The sequence below is a fragment of the Phenylobacterium sp. genome, from assembly GCF_035569475.1.
GTDB lineage: Bacteria > Pseudomonadota > Alphaproteobacteria > Caulobacterales > Caulobacteraceae > Phenylobacterium.
The window spans coordinates 15,533-32,928 of record NZ_DATMNA010000102.1; the positions used below are offsets into that span (position 1 = coordinate 15,533).

The window sequence follows — 17,396 nt, forward strand, 5'->3', positions numbered from 1 at the left end:
CGCGCGCGCAGAGAGGCGGATCGTAGAGACCGACGTTATCCGGGGAGCTGACAAATGCGCGGATCGGTCTGGCTCGTCGCCTCGATGCTGGTCGCCGCCGCCGGATGCTCGCGGCAGCCCAAGACGGAGGCCGCGCCGCCGCCCGTTGCGGCGGCGCCCGCCCCGGCCCCTGTGTCCGCACCGTCCAGCCCCGCGGCCGACACCACCGTTCCCGCACCCCTGCCGGCGCCGGCGCCTCCCCCGAAGGCGGAGGCCGTCCGCTATTCGCCCGCCGACTACGCCGCCCGCGAACGCCGGCTGGCGGCGCTGATCGCCAACGCCGAAACCCGCGACACCTCCGGCGAGACCCAATCCCGGGCCCGTGAAGGCCGAGCCCGACGCGAGCGCTGCGCCACGCGGGCCTGCGTCGAACGCGCCTACGCCGACGAGGAGGCCTGGCTGCGCCGTTGGGAAGGCTCAAGCGACGTCAAATAGCGGATTGAGCCACGGCGGTCCGGCGGGTCGCCCAATCGTCGCGGCGAGTGTCCGCTCCCCGCAAAGCAGCCAACAGGTCTCTCAACCGAAAGACCGAATTCTGGATGCGGGATGAGCCGGTAAGGAGCCCGCAGTCGATGTGACACGGCATGGCGCGCCGAGGAACAGAACACCGTCGCGGGTTCCCCTCGTCCCATTTTCCGAGCTGGAACCAAGGTCCTTCCGCCTCGTTGCTAGCGGCTGGACGGCTGGCGGGCCTGCGGCCCATCACAATGAAGGGATGATCCAATGAAGACTCTTACCGCTGCGTTCGCAATGAGTTCGCTTATCGCCGCTGCGGCCGGAAGCGCCACGATGCCGACGGTGGCGAGCGCCCAACCGGTCGGGCATACCTATGTCGCCTGCAATCAGTATGGCGACTGCTGGCGGGTGCACGAAAGGTATGCATACGGCCCCGCCGCGCCGATCATCTACTACAATTCCGATTGGTACGACGCTCACCGCAGTGACGAGCACGTGCACTGGCTCGCCGACCCGGATAGTGACCGTGGGTATTACGATCACAAGGGGGCCTGGCACTCCGATCCGGGCGCGCGCGCCCTGGCCGGCGGCGCGACGGGCGCCGGTGTTGGCGCGGCCATCGGGTGTCTTGTGACGCTCCCCATCGGGTGCGGCCCTGGCGCGGCGGTTGGCGCCGCCGTGGGTGGCGGCACGGGCGCCGTCGCAGGCGCGGCCTCCACGCCGCCGCGCGACTGATCTAAGGCTCGCGCCGCTCTGAGCCGCCCCTTCGGCCGGCCGCGACGACGCGCCAGAAGAGGTCCGGACCCGTCCGGGCCTCTTTGCGCCTGGGTCGAGCCAGCGCGGGATGGCTTAGACAACGAGGTCAAGCGACATCATCGTCGCAAGAGATTGCGCACCAGCGATGCTCTGTTAGAGCCGCCCAGGTGGAGGTCTGGCGACAGCGCGACAAGCTGGCGCGGTCCCTTTGCGGTGAGAAGGAAGTTGCTCAGCGCCGGGACTGAGACCAGCGGGGTTTTCGAGCGGGTCGTCGAAACTGTTGGCGTCGCCGGGGGCGATGTCCGCAACCCACCCTCTCGCGGGTTTCGGACATGTGTTGATTTCGCCAGGTTGGCTCCGCGACCTCCCGCCCCGATGTTCCGGGCCGCAAAGGAGCCTCGCATGTCCTACGTCGTTTCCGGCCTTCCGCTGGAGCCGTTCCGCCCCCTCTTCGGCCTTTCCGACGAAGCCCTGGCCGAGCGCGGGGTCGTCCGCTGCGCGGTCGACGCAAACCCCGGCTTTCCCTGCCGCGTGACCCTGGAGGACGCCCAGCCGGGCGAGACCGTGCTGCTGCTCAACTACGAGCATCAGAGCGCCGACACGCCCTATCGCTCGCGCCACGCCATCTTCGTCAGCGAGCAGGCGCGCGAGACCCGCCGGGTCGCCGGCGAGATCCCCGGCGCGCTGCGCGTGCGCAAGGCCATCTCGCTGCGCGCTTTCGATGCGGCGGGCATGATGGTCGACGCCGAGATCGCGGCGGGCGACGCCCTGGAGCCGGTGATCGCGCGCCTGTTCGCCCAGGCCGAGGTCGCCTACATCCACGCCCACAACGCCGCGCGCGGCTGCTACGCGGCGCGGATCGACCGGGGCTAGGCGGCGGCCGCGGCGCCGCCCCGCCCGCCCTGTTGCCACCGTGGTGTCAGCAGTCGAGGCGCGGCCCCCCGCCGCAGGGCATTTGTTCCACTTCTGTTCCTGTGTTATCTCTGCGCTCCGGCACTACATTAAGGGGTCGCCGCCGGGGACCTCCGGGCAGTGGCAAAGCGTTCCGGGACAGTATGGCCGACCAGCACAATCTCATCCGCGTGCGAGGCGCGCGCGAGCACAATCTGAAGAACGTCAACGTGGACATTCCGCGTGGCGAGCTTGTCGTGCTGACCGGGCTCTCGGGCTCCGGCAAGAGTTCGCTCGCCTTCGACACCATCTACGCCGAGGGCCAGCGCCGTTACGTCGAGAGCCTGTCGTCCTACGCCCGCCAGTTCCTGGAGCTGATGAGCAAGCCGGACGTGGACCTGATCGAGGGCCTGTCGCCGGCCATCTCCATCGAGCAGAAGACCACCAGCCGCAATCCGCGCTCCACCGTGGGCACGGTGACCGAGATCCACGACTACATGCGCCTGCTGTGGGCGCGGGTCGGCGTGCCCTATTCGCCGGCGACCGGCCTGCCGATCGAGAGCCAGACGGTCAGCCAGATGGTCGACAAGCTGACGGCGCTGGCCGAGGGGACGCGCCTCTACCTGCTGGCGCCGGTCGTGCGCGGCCGCAAGGGCGAGTACCGCAAGGAGATCACCGAGTGGCAGAAGGCGGGCTTCCAGCGGCTGAAGATCGACGGGGAGTTCTACCCCATCGAGGACGCGCCCACCCTCGACAAGAAGTTCAAGCACGACATCGACGTGGTGGTGGACCGGCTGGTCATCAAATCCGGCCTGGAGACCCGCTACGCCGACAGCCTGGAGCAGGCGCTGCGCCTGGCCGACGGCATCGCGGTCGCCGAATGGGCCGACAAGGACCCGACGGAGGAGGAGCCCCGGCGGCTGATCTTCTCGGAGAAGTTCGCCTGCCCGGTCTCCGGCTTCACGATCAGCGAGATCGAGCCCCGGCTCTTCTCGTTCAACAATCCCTACGGCGCCTGCCCGGCCTGCGACGGCCTGGGCATGAAGCTCGCCTTCGACGCCGACCTGGTCGTGCCCGACAAGGACAAGACCCTGCACAAGGGCGCCATCTCGCCCTGGGCCAAGGGCCCCTCGCCGCTCTACACCCAGACCCTGCAGGCGCTGGCGCGGCACTACGACTTCTCGATGGATGCGCCGTTCTGGAAGCTGCCGGACCAGGCCAAGCAGGTGATCCTGCACGGCTCGGACGGAGAGAAGATCCGCTTCATCTACGACGACAACGCGCGCAAGTACGAGGTCAACAAGACCTTCGAGGGCGTGCTGCCGAACCTGGAGCGGCGCTGGCGCGAGACCGACTCCTCCTGGGTCCGCGAGGAACTCGGACGCTATCAGGCCGAGACCCCTTGCGAGGTCTGCAACGGCTATCGCCTGAAGCCCGAGGCGCTGGCGGTGAAGATCGCCGGCAGGCACGTCGGCGAGGTCAGCCATCTGTCGATCAAGAACGCGGCGGGCTGGTTCGAGGGCCTGGAGGCCCAGCTCAGCAACAAGCAGATGGAGATCGCGCGGCGGATCCTGAAGGAGATCACCGACCGCCTGCGCTTCCTGGTCAACGTCGGCTTGGACTACCTCGACCTGTCGCGGTCCTCAGGCACCCTGTCGGGCGGCGAGAGCCAGCGCATCCGCCTCGCCAGCCAGATCGGATCGGGGCTGACCGGCGTCCTCTATGTGCTGGACGAGCCGTCCATCGGCCTGCACCAGCGCGACAACGCCCGCCTGCTGGTCAGCCTCAAGGGCCTGCGCGACCTGGGCAACTCCGTGCTGGTGGTGGAGCACGACGAGGAGGCGATCCTCACCGCCGACCATGTGATCGACATGGGCCCGGCGGCCGGCGTCCACGGCGGCGAAGTGATCGCCGAAGGCACGGCGGACGACATCATGGCCGAGCCGCGCAGCCTCACCGGCCAATACCTCTCCGGCGCCCGCGAGATCGAGGTGCCGGCCGAGCGGCGTCCGATCTCCAGGAAGAACGTGCTGCGGGTGATCGGCGCCGCCGGCAACAACCTGAAGAACGTCACCGCGGAGATCCCGCAGGGCACCTTCACCTGCATCACCGGCGTGTCCGGCGGCGGCAAGTCGACCTTCACCATCGAGACCCTCTACAAGGCCGCCGCGCGACGCCTGCACAACGCCTCCGACGCGCCCGCGCCCTACGAGCGGATCGAGGGGCTGGAGCTGTTCGACAAGGTCATCGACATCGACCAGTCGCCGATCGGCCGCACGCCCAGATCCAACCCGGCGACCTATACGGGGGCCTTCCAGCCGATCCGCGACTGGTTCGCAGGCCTGCCGGAATCCAAGGCCCGCGGCTACGGCCCCGGGCGGTTCAGCTTCAACGTCAAGGGCGGCCGCTGCGAGGCCTGCCAGGGCGACGGGCTGATCAAGATCGAGATGCACTTCCTGCCCGACGTCTACGTCACCTGCGATGTCTGCCACGGCCATCGCTACAATCGCGAGACCCTGGAAATCCTCTTCAAAGGCAAGAGCATATCGGACGTTCTTGATATGACGGTCGATGAGGCCGCCGAGTTCTTCAAGGCCGTGCCGGTGCTGCGCGAGAAGATGCAGACCCTGAACCGGGTGGGCCTGGGCTACGTCAAGGTGGGCCAGTCGTCGACCACGCTTTCCGGCGGCGAAGCGCAGCGGGTGAAGCTGTCGAAGGAGCTGTCGCGCCGGGCCACCGGCAAGACCCTCTACATCCTCGACGAGCCGACCACCGGGCTGCACTTCGAGGACACCAAGAAGCTGCTCGAGGTGCTCCACGAGCTGGTCGACCAGGGCAACACGGTGGTGGTCATCGAGCACAACCTCGACGTCGTGAAGACCGCCGACTGGATCGTCGACTTCGGCCCCGAGGGCGGCGACGGCGGCGGCGAGATCGTGGCCACCGGCACCCCCGAACAGGTCGCCGCCAACGCCGAGAGCTGGACCGGCCGCTACCTGGCGGAACTCCTGGCCCGCCAGGCGGAACGGCAACGGATCCAGGCCGGCAAGGTGAAGCAGCGGGTTACGGCCTAGGGCCAAATCATCCCTCCTCTTTAGGGGAAGGACAGGCCGCGAAGCGGCCAGGGTGGGGGAGTCAAGACTGGTCACGGCGCCGACCGCGAGGGCGCGCCGCCTTCGCAACACATGACCGAACCCGAAGTCTGGCTATGGGGCCGGCTCAAGCGGTTGCACGCGCATGGGTTTCACCTCCGACGGCAACGACCGTTCCGAGGCTATTATCTCGACTTCGTCTGCGCCGACCGATTGCTCGTGATCGAAGTGGACGGCGGGCAGCACAACGATCCGCTGCAAGCAGAGCACGATGCAGTTCGCGATGCGGTGCTGAAGCGCGTCGGCTATCTGGTGATGCGGTTTTCTAATTCAGCGGTCCGGACCGACATCAATGGCGTGATGGACGCGATCATGCTCGCATTGGAAGCTCGGCCTTCGGTAAGAGGGAGTTCTTCTGACTAAACTCCGAGCTTGAACGCGATACCCCCACCCGTCCGGCGCTGCGCGCCGTCCACCCTCCCCTAAAGAGGAGGGATTCGATCCCAGGGAGCCCCCACCATGATCCTTTACGGCGCGCCGAACCCCGCTCCCAATCCGCGCCGGGTGCGCATCTTCCTGGCGGAGAAGGGCATCGACCTTCCCGAGACCCGCGTCGACATGATGAAGCGCGAGCACAAGTCGCCGGAGTTCCGCGCCAAGAACTCCATGGGCCAACTGCCCGCCCTGGAGCTCGACGACGGGACCTGCATCGCCGAGACGGTGGCCATCTGCCGCTACTTCGACGAGACCCATCCCGACCCGCCGATGTTCGGGACCACGCCGGTGGAGAAGGCCCTGGTCGACATGTGGGTGCGGCGCACGGAGTTCACCGTGATGATGCCGGTGGGAAATTTCTGGCGCCATGCGCACCCGCGCACGGCGGCCCTGCTGACCCAGTTCAAGGACTTCGGGGAAAGCAACAAGGAGACCTACAAGGGGGCCCAGCGCTATCTGAACCGCGAGCTGGAGGGCAGGACCTGGCTGGCCGGCGACCGCTTCTCGATGGCCGACATCTGCCTGCTGACCACCGTCGACTTCGCCGGCTGGATCGGCCTGCCGCTGGAGGCGGAATACGAGAACCTCACGGCCTGGCATGACCGGGCCTCAGCTCGGCCCAGCGCGACAGCCTAGGGTGAAAACCCAATCAACCCATTGAATTTAATTCTGATCGTCATGGCCCGGCTTGTCCGGGCCACCCATGATCTCCGGACCAAGGGATAGGGCGCGACGCCGCCGCGACCCTTCTGAGCCCGTGGTGTTCATGGGTCCCCCGGATCGCGTCTTCGCGCGACCGGAGGATGGCGATCAAAGAAGAGGCGATCGAGTCGCCAACCTAGGCTTCAGGCGGGCCCGCCGTCAGCGCCTGGTAGGCCGCGGCCCAGGGCGTCCAGCCTATGGCGATCGCGAAGGGGCCGAAGATGAAGGGCGCGATGGCCTGCAGCAGGAACAGGCCCGGATGGTTGCGGAAGCCCTCCGGCCCCGCCAGGCCGCCCAGCTCATGGAAACCCACCACGGCCAGGGTCAGGACGAAGAAGGCTCCCCAGACCAGGACGCTGACCAGCAGTCCCAGGCAGCCGGCCAGCAGGGTCATGCCGATCAGCGCCCAGGCATGGCCTCGGGTCAGCCGCCAGGACCTGGCGAAGTCGATGCGCCGCTCGGCTACGCAGATCGGCAGGACGAAGCCCAGCCTGACCGCCAGCCATATGCCGACGCCGACCGCGGCCAGGCCGACGATCACGGGGCCGACGCTCGCCATCGGCCGCACCGCCCGCGCCACGGTCACCGCGACCAGCGCCAGGGCCGCGACGCCCAGCAGCAGGACCAGGCTTGCGCCGATCGCCCGGAACTCGTCGGGTCCCAGCCGCAGGTAGAAGAAGCCCCTGTCGTCGGGCCGGAAGATGGCCCGGAACAGCGCCGTGCCGACCATAAGCTGGACGACCACGGTGGCGAGCCCCACCACCGGGCCGCCGACGGTCTCGCCGATCCGGCCCGGGTCGCCGCCGGCCACGCTGACCGCGGTCACCCCGACCACGATGAAGATCACCACGACCGCGATCATCGCCAGCAGGTTGAACCCGGACCAGCCCAGCACCACGCGCCATTGCGCGCGGATCACCTGGAAGCCCTCCAGGGCCGCGTCGCTGGCGGAAAAGCCGCTCATGGCCGCGGGCTCAGCCCGCCTCGGGCTGGGCGGTCAGGGGCTGGGCCGGCGGCCAGCCGTGCAGGTGCCGATAGGCCACCGCGCCAGGCGCGGCGATGACGGCGTTGTAGAGCGCGCTGAACACGCTGGAGACCACCGTATAGGCGATCACGCCGACGCTCAGATAGCTGCGCAGCGAGGTCTCATCGGCGTTGAAGATGCCGCGGATGTCCGAGAGCTGCCCGCCGGTCAGCAGGACCACCACCCCGGCCACGCCGGTGAAGACCACGATCAGCAGGAAGCCGATCACCGCGATGCAGGCCAGCGCCAGGACATAGGCGCCCAGCAGCCGCCAGAACTGGCCGTGGGTGAGCGTCCAGGACTCGAAGATCGCCAGCCGCCGCTCGGCGAAGGTCGCCACCGGCGCCAGCGAAAGGCGCACCAGGACGAAGATCACCAGCCCGAAGGAGAACAGCGAGCTGGCGGCGCCGACGAAGCCCGCGACCGTGGTTCCGGCCACCGACGCCACGGCGGTCACGATCGCCGAGGCGATGGTCAGGCCGACGACCAGGCAGATGGCCAGGCCGACGTAGAGCAGGGTCAGACCCATGAGCCGAAGTTCGTCGGCGCCCAGCCGCAGATAGCCGAAGCGGGTGTCGTCGTGGCGGAAGATCAGCCGATAGACCGCCGCGGCCATGACGCACTGGACCGCCAGGCCCAGGAAGAGGATCGGCGCCACGACGATCAGGGCGTCGAGGAACTGCCCCGCCGTCGGCGTCTCACTGGCGCTCATCGTCTCCAGGCCGTGGCGCACATTGGCCGGCATGAACACGGTGCTGACCGACGCGACCACGCTGACCAGGAACGAGACGATCACCCAGGCGCCGAACGCCCGGGGATTCTCCCGCGTGACCCGAAATCCCTCAAGAGCTGCGTCAGAGGCTGAAAAGCCCGCCATCCTCGTCCCTAAAGGCCCGACCCCACGACGTAGGAAAAACGAGTCGGCCTGCCCTTTGGATGCAAGGTTGGGGCTGACGCCCCCTGCCTGCAAGGCCCCGCTCGCGATCCGCGCGGATCGTTGCTAGTTAGCCACGCATGAAACCAGAGCCAGTGCATGTGGTGGGCGGGGGCCTGGCGGGCTCGGAGGCCGCCTGGCAGGTCGCCCAGGCGGGCGTGCCCGTGGTGTTGCACGAGATGCGGCCGGTGCGCGGCACCGACGCCCACCAGACCGACCGCCTCGCGGAACTGGTCTGCTCCAACTCCTTCCGCGCCGACGACTGGACCGGCAACGCCGTGGGCCTGCTGCACGCAGAGATGCGCCGGCTGGGCTCGATCATCCTTCAGTGCGGCGACGCCCATCAGGTGCCGGCCGGCGGCGCGCTCGCCGTCGACCGCGAGGGCTTTTCGCAGGCCGTGACGGCGCGCCTGGAGGCCCATCCGCTGGTCACCATCGCCCGCGAGGAGGTGGCCGACCTGCCGCCGGCGGCCTGGGACAGCGTGATCGTCGCCACCGGTCCCCTCACCTCGCCGGCCCTGTCGGCGGCGATCCTCGACCTGACCGGCGAAGGCCAGCTCGCCTTCTTCGACGCCATCGCCCCTATCGTGCACCTGGAGAGCATCGACTTCGACGTCGCCTGGCGGCAGTCGCGCTACGACAAGGAAGGCCCGGGCGGCGACGCGGCGGCCTACATCAACTGTCCGATGGACAAGGCCCAGTACGAGGCCTTCATCGACGCCCTGCTGGCCGGGCCGAAGTCCGAGTTCAAGGACTGGGAGCACGTGCCCTATTTCGACGGCTGCCTGCCCATCGAGGTGATGGCCGAGCGCGGCCGCGAGACCCTGCGCCACGGCCCGATGAAGCCCGTCGGCCTGACCAACGCGCACAAGCCGACCGAGAAGGCCTGGGCGATCGTCCAGCTACGCCAGGACAATGCGCTGGGCACGCTCTGGAACATGGTGGGCTTCCAGACCAAGCTGAAGCACGGCGCCCAGACCGACATCTTCCGCATGATCCCCGGGCTGGAGAAGGCCGTGTTCGCCCGGCTGGGCGGCCTGCACCGCAACACCTTCCTGAACTCGCCCACCCTCCTGGACGGGAGCCTGCGCCTGAAGGCCGACCCTCGCCTGCGCTTCGCGGGCCAGGTCACCGGCGTCGAGGGCTATGTGGAGAGCGCCGCCGTGGGCCTGCTGGCCGGCCGCTTCGCCGCCGCAGAGCGCCTCGGCCGCGCCGCGACCCCGCCGCCGGCCACGACGGCGCTCGGGGCCCTGATCGGCCACATCACCGGCGGACACCTCGACGCCGGCGCCGGCTCCTTCCAGCCGATGAACATCAACTACGGCCTGCTGCCGCCGCTTGAGGGGCCCAAGCACGGCCCCGACGGCAAGCGCCTGCCGCACAAGGAGCGCGGCCGCGCCAAGAAGCGGCTGATGGGCGAACGCGCCCTGGCGGACCTGGACGCCTGGATCGCCGGTGCGCCGGCCCTGGCCGCGGAATAGCCGCCGCCAACCTAGTGAGTCGGGATGATCCAGGGGATCAGGAACTGCTGCGCCGCGACCAGCGCCCCGAGGATCAAGGTCAGCACGATGCTGTGCGGGAAGGTGCGAGCGAAGATCTGGCCCTCCTGCCCGGTCAAGCCCGTCACCGAAACGCCGGTGGCGATATTCTGCGGCGAGATCATCTTGCCCATCACACCGCCGGAGGAATTGGTGGCGGCGAACAGCACCGGGTTCAGATTTAGCTGATTGGCGGCGACGACCTGCAGATTGCCGAACAGGGCATTGCCCGACGTGTCGCTGCCCGAGAGCATCACCGCCACCCAGCCGAGGAACGGCGACAACAGCACGAAGGCGTGTCCCGTCGACGCCGCGCCCAGGCCCAGGGTGTAGGCCAGGCCCGAATAGTTCATCAGATAGGCTAGGCCTACGATCAGCATGACGGTCACGACCGCCTTCCAGGCCTGCCGCACCGTTTGCCCCGCGCAGTTGAAGAAGGCGGCGGGCGAAAGCCTGACGGCCGCGGCGGTGAGAATGGCGGCCAGCAGGATCGCGGTCCCAGTGGCCAGGGGCTGGAAGGTCCAGACCGCCGCGTAGGGCTTGTCGTGGTAGAGCGTGATCGAGATCGCCTTGTCCAGCAAAGGCCAATGGATGTCCCTCTGGCCGATGGCGGCGACCTTGAAGGTGGTCCACAGCACCACCGTCGCCGAGATGATCGCCCAAGGCAGCCAGCCCTGCCAGGCGGGCGCCGCACCGGCGCGGACCTCGCGCTCCACCTCGTCCGGGATCGCGAAGGCCGGATCCGGCCGCGGGCGCCAAACCCGCAGGAAGGCCAGGGTCGCGAGCAGCGAGAACAGCGAGGCGACCACGTCGGTGAGCGTGTAGTCGATGTAGTTGGAGGCCGCGAACTGGGCTGCCGCGAAGCTCAGCCCTGCCACCAGCAGCACAGGCCACAACGCCCGGACCGAGCGCCAGCCGCCGTAAAGCGTCATGACGTAGAACGGCAGGATCGCCGCCATCACCGGCAGTTGCCGGCCGATCATCGCGGCGAGCGCGTGGGCCGGAAGGCCGGTCACCGAGCCCAGTACGGTGACCGGCGCCCCCAAGGCGCCGAAGGCGACCGGGGCGGTGTCGAAGACCAACACCAGGACCAGGGCTTCCATCGGTGGAAATCCGACGAGGATCAGCAGCGATCCGGTGATCGCCACGGGCGTCCCGAAGCCCGCCACGCCCTCCAGCAGCGCGCCAAAGCAGAAGCCGATGACGATCAGTACGATTCGCCGGTCGTTCGGCACGTTGGTCAGCAGCCAGGACCGGAAGGCCTCGAAGCGCCCCGAGACCACGGCGATGTTGTAAAGCAGAAGGGCCGCCAGAACGATCCACATCACCGGCCAGAGCGCGAACACCGCCCCGTTGGCGACCGCGCTCAGCGCCAGCGTCAATGGCAGCTTCCAGACGATCATCGCGGTCGCCAGCCCCACCGCGAGCCCGCCCAGCGACGCCTGCCAGGCTGGTCGGCGAAGGGCGCCCAGCAGCACAAGGACCGTGAGAATGGGCAGGGCCGCGACCAGGAACGACAACGGCAGGCTGTCGCCAACCGGAGTCAGAAGCTGTTTGAACACGCGACGCCTCCCATCCCTGAGGGCGGCCTCTTGGCGGGCGGCCTCGCCAGTGATGCTTGGCTGACGCCCCCCGATTGGCAAGGGGCATCTCGTCGGCCGCGTGCCGGCTTCTGCGGCTAGATCCGCCCGCGCGCCACGGCGATGGTCAGTCGCAACCGTCGCGCGAAGTCGTTGGTCGAAGGCCGGCCGGCCAGGGCGGCGTGGGCGATGGCCGGAAAGGCCGCGACGCTGAGGGTCCGCGAGGCGCTGCGCGCGGCGTGGATCACCTTCAGGAAGGTGGGCCGCAGTTCCGGGTTCGCCGCCAGCCGCTTGCCCAGCGCCCAGGCCGAGCCGCCGGCGAGCGCCATCTTGGCCTCGGTCCTGGGGTCGAGCACCTGGGCCGCGAGCTGGGCGGCCATGCCGCCGGTGTCACGCGCCCAGTCGAGGATGTCGGCCTCGCCCATCGGCTCGGGGTCGAGTTCGCGGTAGCGCGCGTCGATCAGGGTCTCCAGGTCCGCGCGCGCCAGGCCCCGCCGCTCGACCGCCTGCGCCAGGGCCTGAGCGGCCGGGTGATGGCGCACGGGCCGGCCCTCGAAGATCTCCCCTACGGCCTCGCGCCACCAGGTCAGGCGCATCTCGGCGAGCAGGGCGTTCGACGCCGCCTTGGGCGCCCGGGCCAGCTCGTTGTCGAAGGCGTAGATGGCCACCACGTCGGCGCGCGCCTCAAGGGCGCCGACAAACCGGCTGGAAAGCCAGCGGTCGGGGTCGATCCGGCGGATCAGCGCGTCGAGGTCGCCCGTGTCGGCGCTCGAGGCTTCCGGTTCGCTCGTCTGGATCATCGACATGGCCCTATTGAAAAGGCCCGCCGGTTAAGGCGGGCCTTCCCGACGTCGGAAATCGTAACGCCGTCAGCCGAAGATGGTTTGCGACATCGTCATGGCCACCAGCATCGGCAGCGACAGCATCAGGTTGGTCCGCGAGCCCAGCATGGCCATGCGGGCCGCCTTGGCCTTGGTGTCGGCGTCCGCCTCGACGAGGCCGAGCGCGCGCTTCTGGTTCGGCCAGATGATGCCCCAGACGTTGAGCATCATGACGATGCCCAGCCACATGCCCAGGCCCAGCAGGGCGTACTGCTTGTGGCTCGAGGCGTCGCTGGCGCCGGCCAGGCCGAAGCTGAGCGTCTCGACGAGGTAGTGCCGGCTGCCGGCGATCGCCAGGCCCATGACCACGGTCGCCACGGCGGCCCAGCGGAACCAGAACAGCGCCTCGGGCGCGATATATTTGGAGACGGCCGGCTTCAGCTCGGCCGGCACCGCCGGCATCACCCGGATCTGGACGAAGTTGAAATAGTAGAGGAGCCCGATCCACAGGATGCCGAAGAAGACGTGCATCCAGCGGAACACGGCGACGAAGAAGGCCTCGCCCGTGCCCTGCGGCCCCTGCGAATAGGCCCAGATCATCACCACGGCCAGTAAAAGGCCGACGATGAAGGTGTTACGGAAGTTGGAAAGTAGTCCAGCCATTGGTGCGCCCTCGCGATTCCTACCGTGACGCTCAGGTATAGGTCGTTTTGACGCAGGCGGAAACCGGCTCAGACGGCGATCAGCGCCAGCGCCAGGCGGCGGCCCTCGGACGTCAGCACATTGTAGAGCTTGGCGGCGGCCGGCGTGTCCATGAATTCCAGGCCCATGCCCGCCGCCAGCAGGGCCTCGCGGATGGCCCGCGGCGGCTGGGCGTTGCGGGCGCCGACGCCCAGCAGCAGGAACTCCACCTCCGCGCGGCCCGCCTCGAACACCGGGGCGAGCGACTCCACGGTCAGCTCGGCGAAGGCGGTCACGGGCCAGGGCCGGGCCTTGTCGCCGACGATCAGCAGCGAGCCCTCGTGCCGCTCGCCCGACAGCCGGAAGCCGCCGTCGCCGTAGGCGTCGATGGACGGCGCGTCGCGGGCCACGGCGGGCGCGCCCTCGCCTACCGGACGGTCTGGGGCTTCAGCGGCTCGGCGGGCTCGTCGACGCCGCCGCGCTTGACGCCCCACAGCATGATCACCGGGGCTGCGATGTAGATCGACGAATAGGTGCCGATGGCGATGCCGAACAGCATGATCACCGACAGCCCGTAGAGCGTCGGCCCGCCGAACAGCGCCAGGGCGACCAGGGCCAGGACCGCCGTCAGGCTGGTGATGATCGTCCGGGTCAGCATCTCGTTGATCGACATATCGATCACCTCGCCCAGCGGCATGGACTTGTATTTGCGCAGGTTCTCGCGGAACCGGTCGAACACCACCACCGTGTCGTTCATCGAATAGCCGATGATGGTCAGGATCGCGGCCACCGAGCGCAGGTCGAACTCGATCCTCAGGACCGCGATCATGCCGAAGGTCAGGAAGACGTCGTGGAACAGGGCCGCGACCGCGCCCAGGCCGAACTGCAGCTCGAAGCGGAACCAGATGTAGAGCAGCATCGCCAGAATCGCGAAGCCGAGGCCCATCAGGCCCGACGTCAGGAGTTCGCCCGACACCTTCGGTCCCACCACGTCGGTGGAGACGAAACGCACCTTGCCGAGCGTCTGGGTGAGCTTGCCCTGCACGCGGGTCACGGTGGCGCTGATGTCGGCGCCGCCGGGCGCCTGGAAGCGGACCATGGCCGAGGACGGCGCGCCCAGGCCCTGGACCGTGACGTCGGTGACGCCGAGGCCCTCGAGGGCGGCCCTCACCTTGCCGGTGTCGATCGGCGTGGGGGCGGTGGAGATCTCCATCACCGTGCCGCCCTTGAAGTCGATGCCGCAGGCCAGGCCCCCGCAGGGCGGCTTGAACGGATAGAGGGTCAGGAACAGCGACCCGATGATCGCCAGCACCGAGAGGGTGGCGAACACGCGGGCCAGCCGCACGAACCGGAAGTGGGTGCGGACGGGAAGGACCTTGATCAGGGGCCAGAAGCTCATCTCTTAAGGCCTCCTAGGCGATCGGCAGCGTCTTCGGACGGGCGGCTTTGAACCACCAGGCCAGAAGCACTTGGGTGACGAGGACGGCGGAGAAGACGGTGGTGAGCACGCCGATGGACAGGGTCCAGGCGAAGCCCTTCACCGGCCCCGAGCCGATGTTGAACATGATCGCGGCGGAGAACATGTGGGTCATGTTGGCGTCGAAGATGGTGCCCCAGGCCCGCGAGAAGCCCGCCTCCATCGAGGCGATCACGGTGCGCCCGGATCGCAGTTCGTCGCGCATGCGCTCATAGATCAGCACGTTGGCGTCGACGGCCACGGCCAGCGTCAGGATCAGGCCCGCGATGCCCGGCAGGGTCAGGGTGGCCTGGGTGAAGCTCATCACGCCGATGATCATCAGGGCGTTCACGGCCAGCGCGATCAGCGAGATGCCGCCGAACAGGCCGCCGTAGATCAGCACCATGAACACCATGGTGGCGGCCAGGCCGACGACGGCCGAGGTGGTGCCGGCCTTGACGGCGTCGGCGCCGAGCTCTGCGCCCACGGTGCGCTGTTCCTCGACCTTCATCGGCGCGGGCAGGGCGCCCGCGCGCAGCAGCACGGCCAGGTCGTTGGCGCTCTCGGTGGTGAAATTGCCCGTGATCCGGCCCGAGCCGCCGGTGATCGGGCCCTCGATGACCGGGTGCGAGATCACCTTCTTGTCGAGCACGATCGCAAAGACCTTGCCGACGTTCTGGCGGGTGGCGTCACCGAACCGGCGGGCGCCGACGCCATTGAAGCGGAATTCCACGGTGGACCCGCCGCTGTTCTGATCGAAGCCCGGCTGGGCGTTGGTCAGCATTTCGCCGGTCACCAGGGCACGCTTCTTGACGACAAGGAAAGGCTCGCGGCCGTCCGTCGCCGGCAGCACCTCGTCGCCCGGCGGCACGCGGCCGGCGGCGATGTCCGTCGGCGACGCTTGCTCATCCACCATCTGGAAGGTGAGCTTGGCGGTCTGGCCGATGACGTTCTTCAGGCGCTCCGGATCGTTCTCGCCGGCGGCCTGGATGTCGATGCGGTCCTTGCCGCGCCGGGAGATGTCCGGCTCCTTGGTGCCCATCTGGTCGATCCGGCGGCGGATCACCTCGATGTTCTGCTCCACCGCGCGCGAGGCCTCCGCGTCGAAGGCCTCAGGCACGAAGGCGATGCGGATGCGCTGGTCCGGCAGGGTGGAGACCGTGACGTCGCGCCCGGCGGTGGTCCCGGCCAGCGGCGCGCCGACGGTGTTGCGCAGGGTGTTGGCCGCGGTCGTGACCTGGGCCGGATCGGTGATCCGCAGGCCGATCTCGCCGTTGTTCACCGCCAGGTCGGTGAAGGCGATGTTCTTGTCGCGGAAGGACGTGCGCACGTCCTCGGCCATGTTGGTCAGCCGCTCGTTGCGCAGCGCCACCGTGTCCACGGAATAGAGCAGGTCGGAACCGCCCTGCAGGTCGAGGCCGAGCTTGAGCGGCGTCTTCGGCATGAAGGCCGGCAGGCCTTCGCGCACGTTCGCCGGCAGCAGGTTCGGCAGGGTGAACAGGAGGCCGAGCACCGTCGCCAGGACGACGACGATCACCTTCCAGCGGGCAAGGTTCATCATGAGGGAAGGACGCTCTTAGGTCTTGGCGTCGTTGGCCGGGGCCGGCGCGCCGCGGGCCTGGACCTCGGAAATCATCCCCTTGCGCACCTTCACGGTGACGCCGGTGGCGATCTCGACGCCCACGTCGGCGTCTTCCACCCGGACGATCTTGCCGTGGACGCCCGACGACAGGATCACGTTGTCGCCGCGCTTCAGGCCGCCCAGCATCTCCTGGTGCTGCTTCATGCGCCGCTGCTGAGGGCGGATCATCAGGAAATAGAACAGCACGACCAGGCCGACGAGCGGCAGGAACTGGACCAGCATGTCCATCGGGCCGCCACCGCCGAGGGCGCCGCCGGCGGCTTGAGCATAGGCTGGGGTCGCGAACATGGACTCTCCGGAAATCAGTGCGGCGGCGGTCCTCCAGAGGACCCCCGCTCGAAGTCGGCGGAAGCTATGCGCTGCGACCCCGATTTGCAATGGAACGCCGCTGGAGGCCGGGCTAAGCGTCGCAACGATGACACATGAGCTTGAACCCGTGCTGACACGGATCGCCGCCGCTTTGGAACGCCTGGCGCCCGCCCAGGCTCCCGAGCCGGCGTTCGAAACCGCCCATCTGTTCCGCCACGACCCGGCCAGCGGCGTCTTCCATGCGGCCCCGGACTACCCCCTGCCGCTGGCGGCCCTGGTGGGCGTCGACCGGCAGAAGGCGCGGTTCGTCGAAAACCTGCAGCGGTTCGCCGCGGGCCTGCCCTACAACCACGCCCTGCTCTGGGGCGTGCGCGGGACCGGCAAGAGCTCGCTCGCCAAGGCGGCCTTCATGGACGTGGCGGCCAAGGCCTCCGGCCTGAAGCTGGTGGAGGTGGACCGCGACCAGGTGACCGCCCTGCCCGGCCTGTTCGACACCCTGCGCGCGCGGCCCGAGCGGTTCGTGGTGCTCTGCGACGACCTTTCCTTCGAAGAGGGCGCGGACGCGGCCAAGGCGCTGAAGTCGGCGCTGGAAGGCGGGGTCAGCGGCCCGCCCGCCAATGTGTTGTTCGCCGCCACCTCGAACCGCCGCCACCTGATGCCCCGATCTCACGGTGAGAGAGGGGGCCAGGACGACCGCGGCCTGGTCGCCGCCGCCGAGGACGCCGAAGAGGAGGTCAGCGTCTCCGACCGCTTCGGCCTGTGGATCGGCTTCCCGCCGATGGACCAGCCGACCTACCTGGCCGCCGTCCAGGGCTACGCCAAGCGCTACGGCCTGAAGGCCCCCGACCTCGACCGCCGGGCGCTCCAGTGGGCGCAGCTCCGCGGCGCGCGCTCCGGCCGGGTGGCCTGGCAGTTCATCCGCGACCTGGCGGGGGAATTGGGGAAGAGCCTGCCGCTGTGACGCCCATCCCTCCCCGCTC

The 17,396-nt window shown here is 68.8% G+C and carries 17 protein-coding genes; 8 read left to right on the forward strand and 9 right to left on the reverse strand.

Going from position 1 to position 17,396, the window contains the following annotated elements; translation table 11 throughout:
- The first annotated feature begins 54 nt into the window (after nt 1–54).
- From VNW53_RS16605 to VNW53_RS16630, 6 genes are all read left to right on the forward strand, one after another.
- Nucleotides 55–474, forward strand: a complete 420-nt coding sequence (locus VNW53_RS16605; RefSeq protein ID WP_325556936.1) for a hypothetical protein — start codon at nt 55–57, stop codon at nt 472–474.
- 288 nt (nt 475–762) lie between these two features.
- Nucleotides 763–1,230, forward strand: coding sequence for a hypothetical protein (locus tag VNW53_RS16610; protein WP_325556938.1), 468 nt, complete (start codon nt 763–765; stop codon nt 1,228–1,230).
- Between the two features lie 423 nt (nt 1,231–1,653).
- Nucleotides 1,654–2,124, forward strand: coding sequence for a DUF1203 domain-containing protein (locus VNW53_RS16615; protein WP_325556940.1), 471 nt, complete (start codon nt 1,654–1,656; stop codon nt 2,122–2,124).
- 182 nt (nt 2,125–2,306) lie between these two features.
- The gene (gene uvrA / locus VNW53_RS16620) at nt 2,307–5,216 is read left to right on the forward strand and encodes an excinuclease ABC subunit UvrA (RefSeq protein ID WP_325556941.1); all 2,910 of its coding nucleotides are present in this window, start codon (nt 2,307–2,309) and stop codon (nt 5,214–5,216) included.
- Between the two features lie 111 nt (nt 5,217–5,327).
- Nucleotides 5,328–5,657 (forward strand): endonuclease domain-containing protein, encoded by a 330-nt coding sequence (locus VNW53_RS16625; protein WP_325556942.1) that lies wholly within the window; start codon nt 5,328–5,330, stop codon nt 5,655–5,657.
- A 96-nt stretch (nt 5,658–5,753) separates the two neighbouring features.
- On the forward strand, nt 5,754–6,365 hold the full coding sequence (locus VNW53_RS16630) for a glutathione S-transferase family protein (protein WP_325556943.1): 612 nt from the start codon (nt 5,754–5,756) through the stop codon (nt 6,363–6,365).
- Nucleotides 6,366–6,567: 202 nt separating this feature from the next.
- Here the strand turns inward: VNW53_RS16630 and VNW53_RS16635 are convergent, their stop codons facing one another.
- Nucleotides 6,568–7,395 carry a hypothetical protein gene (locus tag VNW53_RS16635; protein WP_325556944.1) on the reverse strand — a complete coding sequence of 276 codons (828 nt, stop codon included), beginning with the start codon at nt 7,393–7,395 and terminating at the stop codon, nt 6,568–6,570.
- A 10-nt stretch (nt 7,396–7,405) separates the two neighbouring features.
- Nucleotides 7,406–8,251 carry a hypothetical protein gene (locus VNW53_RS16640; protein WP_325556945.1) on the reverse strand — a complete coding sequence of 282 codons (846 nt, stop codon included), beginning with the start codon at nt 8,249–8,251 and terminating at the stop codon, nt 7,406–7,408.
- Nucleotides 8,252–8,469: 218 nt separating this feature from the next.
- Here VNW53_RS16640 and trmFO point away from each other — a divergent pair, with 218 nt between their 5' ends.
- On the forward strand, nt 8,470–9,870 hold the full coding sequence (gene trmFO / locus VNW53_RS16645; protein WP_325556946.1) for a methylenetetrahydrofolate--tRNA-(uracil(54)-C(5))-methyltransferase (FADH(2)-oxidizing) TrmFO: 1,401 nt from the start codon (nt 8,470–8,472) through the stop codon (nt 9,868–9,870).
- A gap of 11 nt (nt 9,871–9,881) precedes the next feature.
- Here the strand turns inward: trmFO and VNW53_RS16650 are convergent, their stop codons facing one another.
- The 7 genes from VNW53_RS16650 to yajC form a co-directional block, all read right to left on the reverse strand.
- Nucleotides 9,882–11,489, reverse strand: a complete 1,608-nt coding sequence (locus VNW53_RS16650; protein ID WP_325556947.1) for an L-lactate permease — start codon at nt 11,487–11,489, stop codon at nt 9,882–9,884.
- A 116-nt stretch (nt 11,490–11,605) separates the two neighbouring features.
- Nucleotides 11,606–12,307 (reverse strand): squalene/phytoene synthase family protein, encoded by a 702-nt coding sequence (locus VNW53_RS16655; protein ID WP_325556949.1) that lies wholly within the window; start codon nt 12,305–12,307, stop codon nt 11,606–11,608.
- A 69-nt stretch (nt 12,308–12,376) separates the two neighbouring features.
- Nucleotides 12,377–12,991, reverse strand: a complete 615-nt coding sequence (locus tag VNW53_RS16660) for a urate hydroxylase PuuD (RefSeq protein WP_325556950.1) — start codon at nt 12,989–12,991, stop codon at nt 12,377–12,379.
- 68 nt (nt 12,992–13,059) lie between these two features.
- The gene (locus VNW53_RS16665) at nt 13,060–13,419 is read right to left on the reverse strand and encodes an Mth938-like domain-containing protein (protein WP_325556952.1); all 360 of its coding nucleotides are present in this window, start codon (nt 13,417–13,419) and stop codon (nt 13,060–13,062) included.
- Between the two features lie 17 nt (nt 13,420–13,436).
- A complete protein-coding gene (gene secF, locus VNW53_RS16670) occupies nt 13,437–14,408 on the reverse strand; it encodes a protein translocase subunit SecF (RefSeq protein ID WP_325556954.1) in 972 nt (323 codons plus the stop codon).
- Between the two features lie 13 nt (nt 14,409–14,421).
- Entirely contained in the window at nt 14,422–16,026 is a 1,605-nt protein-coding gene (gene secD / locus VNW53_RS16675; RefSeq protein WP_325556955.1) for a protein translocase subunit SecD, read from the reverse strand.
- 15 nt (nt 16,027–16,041) lie between these two features.
- Nucleotides 16,042–16,395 carry a preprotein translocase subunit YajC gene (yajC, locus tag VNW53_RS16680; protein WP_414693291.1) on the reverse strand — a complete coding sequence of 118 codons (354 nt, stop codon included), beginning with the start codon at nt 16,393–16,395 and terminating at the stop codon, nt 16,042–16,044.
- A gap of 127 nt (nt 16,396–16,522) precedes the next feature.
- Between yajC and VNW53_RS16685 the strand changes: the two genes are divergently transcribed.
- On the forward strand, nt 16,523–17,377 hold the full coding sequence (locus VNW53_RS16685; protein ID WP_325556956.1) for an ATP-binding protein: 855 nt from the start codon (nt 16,523–16,525) through the stop codon (nt 17,375–17,377).
- Nucleotides 17,378–17,396: the final 19 nt, after the last annotated feature.